At 72.5% G+C, this 11,744-nt stretch carries 8 protein-coding genes; 5 read left to right on the forward strand and 3 right to left on the reverse strand.

Annotated features, from left to right (window positions below):
- The first annotated feature begins 4 nt into the window (after positions 1 to 4).
- Positions 5 to 2,137, forward strand: coding sequence for an ATP-dependent DNA helicase UvrD2 (locus tag R0146_RS11605; RefSeq protein ID WP_317689834.1), 2,133 nt, complete (start codon positions 5 to 7; stop codon positions 2,135 to 2,137).
- A 19-nt stretch (positions 2,138 to 2,156) separates the two neighbouring features.
- On the opposite strand, the gene R0146_RS11610 is transcribed toward R0146_RS11605, so the two are convergent.
- Positions 2,157 to 3,059: a bacteriocin biosynthesis cyclodehydratase domain-containing protein gene (locus R0146_RS11610; RefSeq protein WP_317689836.1), complete on the reverse strand. Its 903-nt coding sequence runs from the start codon at positions 3,057 to 3,059 to the stop codon at positions 2,157 to 2,159.
- Positions 3,060 to 3,499: 440 nt separating this feature from the next.
- A complete protein-coding gene (locus R0146_RS11615) occupies positions 3,500 to 4,981 on the reverse strand; it encodes a zinc-dependent metalloprotease (protein ID WP_317689838.1) in 1,482 nt (493 codons plus the stop codon).
- A 109-nt stretch (positions 4,982 to 5,090) separates the two neighbouring features.
- Between R0146_RS11615 and R0146_RS11620 the strand changes: the two genes are divergently transcribed.
- The 4 genes from R0146_RS11620 (at position 5,091) to R0146_RS11635 (ending at position 10,266) form a co-directional block, all read left to right on the forward strand.
- The gene (locus R0146_RS11620) at positions 5,091 to 5,516 is read left to right on the forward strand and encodes a molybdenum cofactor biosynthesis protein MoaE (protein WP_317689840.1); all 426 of its coding nucleotides are present in this window, start codon (positions 5,091 to 5,093) and stop codon (positions 5,514 to 5,516) included.
- Positions 5,513 to 6,625: a YlbL family protein gene (locus tag R0146_RS11625; RefSeq protein WP_317689842.1), complete on the forward strand. Its 1,113-nt coding sequence runs from the start codon at positions 5,513 to 5,515 to the stop codon at positions 6,623 to 6,625. The genes R0146_RS11620 and R0146_RS11625 overlap by 4 nt, the downstream gene beginning before the upstream one ends.
- Positions 6,626 to 6,656: 31 nt before the next feature.
- The gene (locus R0146_RS11630; protein ID WP_317689844.1) at positions 6,657 to 7,268 is read left to right on the forward strand and encodes a PPA1309 family protein; all 612 of its coding nucleotides are present in this window, start codon (positions 6,657 to 6,659) and stop codon (positions 7,266 to 7,268) included.
- A 118-nt stretch (positions 7,269 to 7,386) separates the two neighbouring features.
- Positions 7,387 to 10,266 (forward strand): UPF0182 family membrane protein, encoded by a 2,880-nt coding sequence (locus R0146_RS11635; protein ID WP_317689847.1) that lies wholly within the window; start codon positions 7,387 to 7,389, stop codon positions 10,264 to 10,266.
- Between the two features lie 38 nt (positions 10,267 to 10,304).
- On the opposite strand, the gene R0146_RS11640 is transcribed toward R0146_RS11635, so the two are convergent.
- On the reverse strand, positions 10,305 to 11,684 hold the full coding sequence (locus R0146_RS11640) for a M16 family metallopeptidase (protein WP_317689849.1): 1,380 nt from the start codon (positions 11,682 to 11,684) through the stop codon (positions 10,305 to 10,307).
- Positions 11,685 to 11,744: the final 60 nt, after the last annotated feature.

Below are 11,744 nucleotides of genomic sequence, written 5' to 3' on the forward strand. Positions count from 1 at the left end.
GGGCATGCCCGCCGCCCCGTCTGCCGTCCCGTCCGCCGAGTCCCTCCTCGATCAGTTGGACCCCGAGCAGCGCGCCGTGGCGAGCGGCCTGACCGGCCCGATGGTGGTGATCGCCGGAGCCGGCACCGGCAAGACCCGGGCGATCACCCACCGCATCGCGTACGGCTGCGCGGTCGGTGCGTACGCCCCCACCCAGGTGCTGGCGGTGACTTTCACCACCCGAGCCGCGGGTGAGCTGCGCGGCCGGCTCCAGCAGCTCGGGGCGCGCGGCGTGCAGGCCCGGACGTTCCACTCCGCGGCGCTGCGGCAGGCGCAGTACTTCTGGCCCAAGGCGTACGGGCGGGCACTGCCGCCGCTGGCCGACAACCGCTACGGCATGGTCATCGAGGCTGCGCGCCGGCTGCGGCTGGAGACCGATCAGGGGACGGTACGCGACCTGCTCGGCGAGATCGGCTGGGCCAAGGTCTCCAACGCCGATGCCGAGAGCTATCCCCAGGTGGCCCGGCGGGCCCGCCGCGAGGTGTCCGGTCTGGAGCCGGAGACGATCGCGCGGGTGTTCGCCGGCTACGAGCGGCTCAAGGTCGACCACGGGGTGATCGACTTCGAGGACATCCTGCTGTGCTGCGCGGGGATGCTGGCCGAGCGCCCGGACGTGGCCGAGGAGGTCCGGCGGACCTACCGGCACCTGGTCGTCGACGAGTACCAGGACGTCTCGCCGCTCCAGGAGGCGCTGCTCACGCTGTGGCGCGGCGAGTCCGACGAACTCTGTGTGGTGGGTGATCCGTCCCAGACCATTCACTCCTTCGCCGGCGCCCGGGCCGACTATCTGACCGGGTTCACTCGGCGTCACCCGGGGGCGACAGTGGTCCGGCTGGTCCGCGACTATCGCTCGACCCCCGAGGTGGTCGACGTCGCCAACCGGGTGATCGGCCACAGTGGCCGCCCGCAGGCACTGGTCGCCCAGCGGCCGACCGGCCCAGCGCCGGTCTGGGCGGAGGCCACCGACGAGGCGGAGGAGGCCGCCGGGATCGCCGGCTGGCTGGCCGGACTGGCCGAGCAGGGCGTGGACTGGCGGGAGATGGCGGTGCTGTTCCGGATCAACGCGCAGTCGCCGCAGCTCGAACAGGCCCTCGACGCGGCCGGCATCCCCTACCTGGTGCGCGGCGCCGAGCGGTTCTACGAGCGGGCCGAGGTGCGCCAGGGGATCGGTCTGCTGCGGGCCCAGGCCCGCACCGGCCAGGTCGACGGCATCGGTGCCCTCGACCAGGCCAAGGCCCTGCTGGAGCCGATCGGCTGGCGCGAGACAGCTCCGTCGGGCTCCGGCTCGCGGCGGGAGAAGTGGGAGTCGCTCGCCGCCCTGGTCGACCTGGTCCGCGACGTCCTGGCCGAGCAGCCCGAGGCCGACCTGGCCACCGTTGCGGAGGTGCTCGACGCCCGTGCGGCGGCCGACCACGCGCCGATCGCGCACGGCGTCACCCTGTCGACCTTCCATGCGGCGAAGGGCCTGGAGTGGGACGCGGTCGCGCTCAGCGGGGTGCACGAGGGGTCGGTGCCGTTCGTGCTCGCCACCGGCCGGGACCAGGTCGATGAGGAGCGCCGGCTGCTCTACGTCGGCATCACCCGGGCCCGCCGGCACCTGCGGGTGTCCTGGTCGCGGGCCCGCTCCGGCACCAACGGTCGCCGCCGGCCGTCCCGCTTCCTCGATGGGGTGCTGCCGGACGGTGCCACGGCGACGCCCGAGACCACCCGCCGCGGGGCCGGTGGTGGCCGGCGCCGCAGTGCGCTCAGCGCGACCTGCCGGGTGTGCGGGCTGGCGCTGCACGACGCGGCCGAGCGCAAGCTGGGTCACCACCACGACTGCGAGGTGCCGTACGACGAGGCGACCGCGGACGCGCTGCGGCGCTGGCGGCGCCAGGAGGCGAAGACCCGCAGCCTGCCGGCGTACGTGATCTTCACCGATGCGACCCTGCTGGCGCTGGCCGAGACCCGTCCCGCCGACGAACGCGCACTGCGCGCGGTGCGTGGCATCGGGGCGGGGAAGATCGAGCACTACGGCGAGGCGGTGCTGAGGATCGTGGCGGACCCGGCCAGTGTCGACGACGACGGGGTGCTCGCCGGCACCGAACCGACGGCCTGACCCGCGCGTCGGGCGAGGATCAGGCACAGCCGCAGGACGGGTGCGCCCGCCAGGCCCGCCAGTGCTGACGCCAGTCACGGGTGTCCAATTCGACCGTACGGTCGGCCAGGTCGGGCCGGCCGCCGGCGGCCCAACAGGCCAGCTGGTTGAGCACGGTGGAGATCGTCCAGTCGTGCAGCGCCGCTGCGTACGGTGCCTCGGCCCCGGTCATCACGGCACGTTGTTCGATCCAGGAACCGTCGCGCGCGGCCCGGACCAGGTCGCCGCAGACCAGACAGGACGTCCGCCCGGGCAGCACGAAGGGGCCGACCAGGACCCCCTCCGGCCGCGGTCGCACCACGACATGGGGATCGTCGGCGCGCATCAACGCCTCGACCAAGGCAGGGTCCGGCTCCAGGCAACCCGGCGCGACGACGGTGGGGGTGCCTGGCGGCAGCGGTCGGCGGTCCAGCGTCGCGGCCACCAGGATCCGCTCCCGGAACGGTCCCCGTGCCAGGCCCGGAAGACCCGTCGGGGCGATCACGTGCACCGTCCCGACACCGGCCTCGAGGAGTCGGGTGGTGAGGTCGGTGAGCAGCGACGGTGCGGCGACCACCCTGACCACCGGGACAGTGGCCAGCGCGCCCGGCTGTGGGCCGTCCACAGCAAGCAGCCCGGCCGTCCGCAGAGTTGTCACCACGTTGTCCACAACCCACGGGGCCAGGTGCCACCGGTCGGCGAGGTCGCGGAGAGAGTGTTCCCCGGTCAGCTCGGCCAGCATTCTCGACGTCCCGGGCGGAGCACCGCCGAGCCGCACCCCGCGATCTGCGTCACATCCCACCTGCACCGTCCCGTCCCTCAGTTCGAGGACCGGCACCCCGGCCAACAGCCGTGGCCGCGCCGTCGCAGAGCACGGGGAGAGGGTGTCCAGGAGATCGTCCATGCCCACCACGATCCCCCCGACGGGCCCACCGAGGGGGCTATGACAAGGGGACGGACAACACTCCGGGGTGAACGGACAACACCGGAGGAGGGAGGGATCATCACCGCCGCGGAGACGATCCCGGACAGGCGGAAGGCCCTCACGCTATCGATGAGATTCGCCTTCCCCTGCGAACCATCGACCACGGAGGGCCTCCTCACGCCAATCTAGGCGGCCGCGGCCGAGCCCGTCAAGGCCGCCCGGGCACCACCCGCTGTGACAGTCGTCATCGGACCGGCCGGACGGCGTGGCCGGAACTGCTGCGCTCGCTTGTCCACGGCTGTGGAAAACTCTGTGGACGGATTGTGGTCAACATGTGGACGGCGGGTGGACACCTGAGGGTCACCCCTTGGTATGACGCCGTTCACCAGGTGGACATCTTCGGTCGGCCCAGTCCGGGCTCAGTGCCCGTCCTGATCGGGGTCGGCGTCGGTGCCACGGTCCCGGTCGGCCTCGCTGAGCAGCCGTTCCAATTCCGCATCGAGGTCGTACGCCTCCGGTGCGGGCTCCGGCTCGCCGCCGTGCTGGTCGACCTCCCCGGCGACGAACCCCAGTGGGTCGTCGAGCCCGGCGGCGGTCGGCAGGTGATCGGGATGCGTCCACAGGGCGTCGCGGCCCTCGGTCCCGCGCGCCTCGCGCAGAGCGGCCCACAGGTTGGCCGCGTCCCGCATCCGGCGGGGCCGCAGCTCCAGCCCGACGACGGTGTTGAGCGCCTCCTCGGCCGGGCCGCCGGTCGCTCGGCGGCGCCGCAGCGTCTCCGCGAGGGCCGGTGCGGTGGGCATCCACCGACCGGTGGCCTGGGTGACCGTGTCGTCGACCCAGCCCTCGATCAGTGCCAGCAGGGTCTCCAGCCGCTCCAGCACCGCCTGCTGCTCGGGCGTACGCACCGGCTCGAAGAGGCTGCCCTGCAGCTTCTCGAAGGCCACCTGGAGCGCCCCCAGATCCATCGAGGAGGGGTCGAGGTCGCGGTACATGTCCTCCATCGCGGACATGTCGATCCGGATGCCCGCGGCGTACTGTTCGAACAGCGACAGCAGTTGCGGTCGCAGCCAGCCGGCGGCGGCGAACAGCCGCTGGTGCGCCGCCTCGCGCAGCGCCAGGTACACCTGGATATCGGTGGGGGACTGGTCGAGGCCCTCGGAGAACTCCGTCACATTGGTCGGCACCAGCACCACTGCGCCGTCGTCACCGAGCGGCAGCCCGATGTCGGTCAACCCGAGCACCTCAGAGGCCAACCGCCCGAGCGCCTCGGCGACCTTCTGGCCGTACATCATCGCGCCGCTGGTACGCAGCATCGGCTGCAGCAGACCGGCCATCTGGGCCAGCTCGGCGGGCTGCTCCTCACCGGGACCGGCCGACAGCAGCGCGTCGGCCAGTGCATCGGCAAAGCTCGTCGCCACCGGGGCGATGATCCGCTGCCACACCGGCAGGGTCGAGGTGATCCACTCCGCGCGGCTCCACACCTTGGGTGCCCGCTCGGTGGCCGGGAAGGATGTCGAGCGGTCCAGCCAGCCGTCGGCGATCCGGGTCGCTTCGGCCAGGCTCTCGCGCTGCTCGCGCGAGGGTGACGGATCCTCCCCGCGCTCGGCACAGACCCGCCGGGCGATCGTGCTCACCTGGCGCCAGTCCACCTGCCCGGGCTGCACCGGGGCGCCCGCGCCGGCCGGGTTCACGAAGCCGGCATAGCCGGCGGTCGGTCCGGGCGCGCCGGCCGCGAACATCTGCCCGAAGGCCTGCTGGAGCTGCTGCATCATCGCGGCGAGGTCCGGCGTGCCGCCGGGCCCGGCGCCGGGCAGGCCCAACCGGCGGAGCAACTCCTCGAAGTCGTTCTCCGGCTTGCCCTCGTCCGGGTCGTTGTCGTCGCGGCGAGGATCGTCGGCCATGCTGTCACTCCTGCTCGTGGGGCATCCTGACTTGCGTCCATTGAACCGCATCCGGCCAAGCCTGTCCGGGGCGGCCGGAGCCACGCGCGAGGTGGGTACAGTCGTGGGCATGCTGCGGACGAGTGCACGGGTGACGACCGAGCCGCTGGTGGTCGACGACCTGCTGCGTACGGTCGCGGATCGTACGGTCGGCGGTCTGGGGATGTTCGTCGGGCTGGTCCGCGACCACGACCCGGCCGGCCCCGGCGCCACCGTGCAGTGGCTGGAGTACTCCGCCCACCCGACCGCCGAGGTCACCCTCGCCGCGCTGGTCGACGAGGTCGCCGGGACGTACGACGTCCTCACCGCCGCGGCCGAACACCGGGTGGGACGGCTGGCCGTCGGCGACATCGCCGTCACGGTCGCCGTCGGCGCCGCGCATCGGGCCCCCGCGCTGGCTGCCTGCCAGGTGCTGATCGACCGGATCAAGACCGAGGTGCCGATCTGGAAACGGCAGGCGTTCGACGGCGGCGTGACCACCTGGGTCGGTCTGTGAGCTCCCGCGGTGGGCGGCGTTCCCCGCTGGGGCGCGCCGGCGGCTGGCTGCGCCGGACGTTCGGCGACACCCCGACCACGACCGCGGCGGCCGCGGTCACCTTCGTCGTGCTGGCGATGGTCCTCGCGCTGGTCCCGGTGCCGTACGTGACGTGGAGTCCGGGACGGACCATGGACGTGCTGGGCCCGGCCGCCTCCGGCCAGGGTGAGGCAGTGGCGATCAGTGGGCTGACCACCTACCCGGCCGACGGCCAGCTCCGGCTGACCACCGTCGGCGTGACCCGTGCCGACTCCCGGATCACCCTGCCCGCTGCACTGGCCGCTCAGTGGTTGCCATGGCGCGAGGTGCTGCCCCGCGAGGCCGTCTACCCGGCGGGGACCACCGAGCAGCAGAGCACCGCCGAGAACACCCGGATGATGGACACCGCCCAGCAGTCGGCGATCGTTGCCGGGCTGCGCAGCGCCGGCGTCACGGTGACCGAGGTGACCACGGTCGTCGGGGTGACCGACCGGACCCCCGCCGACGGTCGCCTCGAGCCCGGCGACACCATCACCACGGTCGACGGGGTCGCCGTCACCTCGCCGGGCGACGCGACGGCCCGGATCCGGGACCGCCGGGTCGGTGACTCGGTCCGGATCGGCGTGCTGCGCTCCGGGACCCGACACGACGTCACCGTGCCGACCGTCGCCGGCACCGACGACCCGGGCCGGCCGAGGATCGGCGCGACCATCGGCGTCGGGTACGACCACCCCGGCACCGTCACCTTCGGCATCGACCCGGCGATCGGCGGGCCCAGCGCCGGTCTCGTCTTCGCGCTGGCCATCCGCGACCGGCTGACACCCGGAGACCTCACCGCCGGCCGAGTGGTCGCCGCGACCGGCACCATCGACCCCGACGGCACGGTCGGCTCGATCGGCGGCCTGCCCGCCAAAGTCGCCGGCGCCCGGGCCGCCGGCGCCACTCTCTTCCTGATCCCGCGCGGCAACTGCGACGAGGCCGTCCGGCTGCGCACCGACCTGCCGCTGGTCCCTGTCGACAGCCTGCAGCAGGCGGTCGATGTCCTGTCCCGGCCGCAGACCCCGCTCGCCGAGCTGCCCCGCTGTTCCTGATCCCTGTTCCTGACTCTCGAGGAGGACCACGATGACCGACCCCGACACCCCGCCGGCGGACGCCGCCCCGACCGACCCCGCCCCGACCGACCCCGCCCCGACCGACCCCGTCTCGTCCGACGGCGTGTCGACCGACGGCGCCGACGCCCTGGTGGCCGCCCTGATGGAGATCGAACGCCACGTCTCCTCGCTCGGCTGGGACCAGCCGGCTCGGCTCTTCGCGCTGGTCCGTACGGCTGACCTGGTCGCCGCCGAACCGCACCTCGCCGAGGCCCTCGATGCGGAGCACCGTCCGGCCGACGCGCTCAGCTCGATCGAGCAGGACTCCTGGCACGCCGGTGAGGACGTCGTGGCGTCCCTGCAGGAGATCGCCTGGCCGGAGACGGTCGAGGGCTGTGCCCTGGCGATCGAACGGGCGTTCCTGCCCTCCGACGCCGAGGCCGACATCCCCGAGGATGCCGAGGAGGCGGCCCGCTACGTCGCCGAGCATCCGCGCCGCCAGGACATCCGCGTGGTCGCCGGGGTGCTCCGCTCGGGAGAGCAGCAGAGCCTGGCCCGGTTGGCCTCCGCGCCGGAGGACCTGCTCGGTGGCCCCGAGCTGGCCCCCGGGCTGTCCGCACTGCTCAGCCGTACGCTGGACTGATCTGCTGGGGGCCCGCCCCTAGGATGGGTGCGGCGGTCCGGATCCCGCCGCAGCCCTGCCCGATCGACGATCCGGACGTCGCCGTCCGTCCCACGTTCCGAGAACAAGGAAGTGTCCCGTGAGCACCGCCTCTCCGACCCGCCCCCGTCGCAGGCCGCACCCGTTGCTGATCACCCTGGTCACGGTGGCGGTGCTGCTGGTGGTGCTCGCGGTGACGGCGAACATCTGGACCGACTTCCTGTGGTACCGCAGCCTCGGCTACTCAGAGGTGTTCAGCACTCGGCTGCTCGCCGCCGTGCTGATGTTCTTCGTCGGCCTGGTCGTGATGGCGGGGCTGGTCATCGGCAACGGGCTGATCGCGCTGCGGTTGCGGCCCCGCACCCGACCGACCGCGCAGAGCAGCCTGCTGGAGACCTACCGGCACGTGATCTTCAGCGGCCGGTTCCGGTCGGGGCTGTTCGTCATCGGCGGCATCCTCGGCCTGTTCGCCGGGTTCGGCATCTCGGGCAACGTGGACACGGTGCTGGCCTGGGTGCATCGCACCCCGTTCGGCGGACAGGACGCCGGCTTCGGCCTGGATCCGGGGTTCTACGTCTTCGACTACCCGTTCTGGCGGATGACGCTGAACTTCCTGATCACCTGCCTGGTGCTCAGCGGCCTGGTCGCCCTGGTGATCCACTACCTGTCCGGCGCACTGCGACTGGAGCGGGGCGTACGGTCCACCTCCGGCGCCCAGGTCCACCTGTCGGTGCTGATCGGCGTGGTCCTGCTGGTGTACGCGGGGCTGCGGGTCTTCGACCGGTACGCGCTGCAGCTCGGCACCGGGCAGCTGGTCACCGGCATGGGCTACACCGACGAGCACGTACGATCCACCGCGCAGCTCATCCTCGCGGTGATCACCGTCGTGTGCGCGCTGCTGTTCTTCGCCAACGCGGCGCTGCGCCGCTGGCGGGTGCCGGTCGCCTCGGTGGTCCTGCTGGTGCTCTCCGGGCTGATCCTCGGGCTGATCTACCCGGCCGTGGTGCAGGCCTTCTCGGTGACCCCGGACGAGCCGGACAAGGAGAAGCCGTACATCGAGCGCAACATCGCCGCCACTCGGCAGGCGTTCGGGCTCTCCGACGTCGAGGTCCAGGACTACACGGCGGTGACCCAGACCTCGGCCGGCCAGCTGCGCGCCGACGCGGAGGCACTGCCCGGCATCCGGCTGATCGACCCGAAGGTGGTCGCGCCGGCGTACGAACAGTTCCAGCAGGTGCGTGGCTTCTACCAGTTCCCGAAGACCCTCGACGTCGACCGCTACACCGTCGACGGCCAGGAGAGCGACGTCGTGGTCGCCGCCCGCGAGATCGACCTCAACGGGCTGGACTCCAAGAGCTGGAACAACATCCACACCGTCTACACCCATGGCTACGGCATGGTCGCCGCCTACGGCAACCGCCGCCAGACCGAGGGCCAGCCGGACTGGCTCGAGAAGGACATCCCGCCGACCGGCAAGCTCGACGAGGAGCAGTCGCGGGTCTACTTCGGCCAGCTGTTCACCGACTACTCGATCGTCGGCGCCCCGGCCGGCACCGCGCCCGTCGAGCTCGACACCCCCGGCGGCGGGGACCAGAGCGGTGGCTCGAAGATGTTCACGTACGACGGCAAGGGCGGCGTGGCGATCGGCAACATGGTCACCCGGGCGCTCTACGCGATCCGGTTCGCCGACCCCAACATCCTGCTGTCCGACCGGGTGAACGCGTCCTCGCGGATCATCTACAACCGCACGCCGACCGAGCGGGTCAAGGCGGCCGCGCCGTGGCTCACCGTCGACTCCAACATCTATCCGGCGATCGTCAGCGGCCGGCTGGTGTGGATCGTCGACGGCTACACCACCTCGAACACCTACCCGAACGCGCAGCGGGTCAACCTCACCTCGGCCGTCTCCTCGCAGCGTCCCACCGACACCGGGCTCGGCCTGGGTGGGCCGTCGGTCAACTACATGCGCAACTCGGTGAAGGCCGTCGTGGACGCGTACGACGGCACGGTCAGCCTGTACGCCTGGGACCAGTCGGACCCGATCCTGCAGACCTGGGAGAAGACCTACCCCGGCCTGATCCAAGGCCGCGACCAGATCTCGCCGGAGCTGCTCAACCACCTGCGCTACCCGGAGGACCTCTTCCAGGTGCAGCGCGAGGTGCTCGCCCGCTACCACATGACGGACCCGCACCAGTGGTACCAACGCACCGACCTGTGGCAGATCCCCGACGACCCGGTGCTCGGCACCGGCAACAAGGAGCAGCCGTACTACCTGTCGGTGAAGTGGCCCGGTGACCAGAACCCGGTCTTCAGCCTGACGTCGGTGTACGTCCCGAACGCCCGGTCCAACCTCGCCTCCTACATGGCGGTGAACGCGGACGCCGCCAGCCCGCAGTACGGCCAGATCAGGATCCTGCGGATGTCGGACCAGACCCAGATCGACGGTCCCGGCCAGACGTTCAACGCGATGACGACGAACGAACAGGTCGCCACCCGGCTGCGCCCGTACCTCAACCAGGGCTCCGCCAGCGCGTCGTACGGCAACCTGCTGACCCTGCCCGTCGGCGGCGGCCTGCTGTACGTCCAGCCGGTCTACACCGAGCGGCAGGGGGCGACCGGGGCCTACCCGGCGCTGAGCTTCGTGATGTCGCGGTTCGGCAACTCGGTCGGCATCGGCACGACCCTGCAGCAGTCCCTCGACCAGGTGTTCGCCGGTGATGCCGGCGCCACCACCGGCGAGTCCGGCGGACCGGCCCAGGCGACCACCGGCACGGCCACCCCGCCGTCCCAGACGCCCGCCGGATCGGGCGCTGTAGGCACCGTCGACCAGGCCGCGTTGCAGCAGGCCATCACCGACGCCCAACAGGCGTTCGCCGACGCGGACAAGGCGCTGAAGGCCGGCGACCTCGGCACCTACCAGAAGCGGACCCAGGACGCGCAGGCCGCGGTGGCGCGGATGCGCCAGGCGATGGGCGGCTAGGCCGCTCCGCTCCCCGTGCGGCCGGCGCCGCGGGGGCGTCAGTCCAGGACGTCCTCCGGCCGGACGACCTTGTCGGGGACGATCCCCTGCTCGGCCAGCGGGCCGAGCAGGGCCCCGGCGTCACCCGCCACCACCAGACTCATCGCCGCCGGGTCGACCACCTCGGTGTAGGAGACGGTCGCCGACGCCGGCGTCACCGCACGGATCCGGGCCAGGTGCTCGTTGACGTAGCCGAGCGGGAGGCCGTTCAGCAGCGTCGAGGCCGTCTGCTCGACCATGCCGGCCGCGGTGGCCAGGTGCAGCGGCAGCAGACCGACGGAGTAGGCGACCGCGTCGTCCACCTCCTGATCGGTGAGCGGAGCGCCGTCCAGTGACATCAGCTGCCGGGCGGCGGCCACCGTGGGGGCGGCGACCTCGGTGCGGAAACTCGAGGTGACCGAGTACGCCCCACCGGCGCGGAACGGCAGCAGGCCCATCGAGATGCCGTACGTGTAGCCCCGTTCCTCACGGAGCACCCGGTTGAGCCTGCTCCAGAAGGCGCCGCCGACGGCGTGGGTCGCCACCCGCAGGTCCGCCCAGCGGGGATCCGTACGATCCGGGGCCGGGCCGCCGAACGCCACGTCGGCCTGCACCGCTCCCGGTCGATCGGCGAGCACGACGGCCGGCGGTGCGGGCAGCGGAGGAGCGTACGTGGCCGCCGGCAGTCCGGGCCCCGACCAGCCGCCGAAGGCCGCCTCGACCAACGGGACCGGGTCGGTGCCGGCGAAGTCACCGCCGAGGACCAGCGTGGCCCGGCCAGGGTCGAACCGGGCGGCGTGGAAGGCCTGCACGTCCTCGGGGCGGATCTGTTCCACGGTCTGCCGGGTGCCGCCGGACGGCCGTTGGGCGCGGCTGTCGGGGTCGAAGACGACCGCCCGCAACAGCAGCGGGGTGAAGGACGCCGGCCGGGACAGCACCTGGTCGATCTGCGCCAGCCGCAGCGCGACGTGCCGTTCGACGTCGTCGGCGGCCAGGGTCGGCCGGACGACCGCCTCGGCGAACAGGGCCAGCGCCCGGTCGAGATGGGTGATCGGCACCTCGAGGTGGACCCGCAGGCCGGCCTGGGCCACAGACAGGGACAGGACGGCGCCGGCGTTGGCCAGCGCCTCGGCGAATGCCGGGCCGGGGTGCGGGCCGGTGCCCTCGTCCAGGCATCGGGCGGCGATGGTGGCGACGCCCTCCAGCCGACGGGGCTCGGTGGCCAGCGGCACCTCGAGCACCAGGGCGGCGGAGACGACGTGCTGGCCGGGCAGGTGGTGCACGGCGACGCGCATCCCGTTGTCCAGTCGCCGCACGGTGGGCAGCGGGGCCTGCCAGGGCGAGGCCTCGGTCGTCAGCGGTCGCGGCCGGGGCGGAAGGCGAAGGAAGTCGAAGCTCATCGGGCACCGCCGTTCAGGCTCATCGGGCACTCCCGTGCAGGGCTCATCGGGCACTCCCGT

This window comes from Raineyella sp. LH-20, assembly GCF_033110965.1.
Classification (GTDB): Bacteria; Actinomycetota; Actinomycetes; order Propionibacteriales; family Propionibacteriaceae; genus Raineyella.

Bases quoted from the DNA above. Each gene is read 5' to 3' on its own strand.
- R0146_RS11605 (WP_317689834.1), top strand. From the start codon at position 5: ATGCCCGCCGCCCCGTCTGCCGTCCCGTCCGCCGAGTCCCTCCTCGAT.
- R0146_RS11610 (WP_317689836.1), bottom strand. From the start codon at position 3,059: ATGGACGATCTCCTGGACACCCTCTCCCCGTGCTCTGCGACGGCGCGG.
- R0146_RS11615 (WP_317689838.1), bottom strand. From the start codon at position 4,981: ATGGCCGACGATCCTCGCCGCGACGACAACGACCCGGACGAGGGCAAG.
- R0146_RS11620 (WP_317689840.1), top strand. From the start codon at position 5,091: ATGCTGCGGACGAGTGCACGGGTGACGACCGAGCCGCTGGTGGTCGAC.
- R0146_RS11630 (WP_317689844.1), top strand. From the start codon at position 6,657: ATGACCGACCCCGACACCCCGCCGGCGGACGCCGCCCCGACCGACCCC.
- R0146_RS11640 (WP_317689849.1), bottom strand. From the start codon at position 11,684: ATGAGCTTCGACTTCCTTCGCCTTCCGCCCCGGCCGCGACCGCTGACG.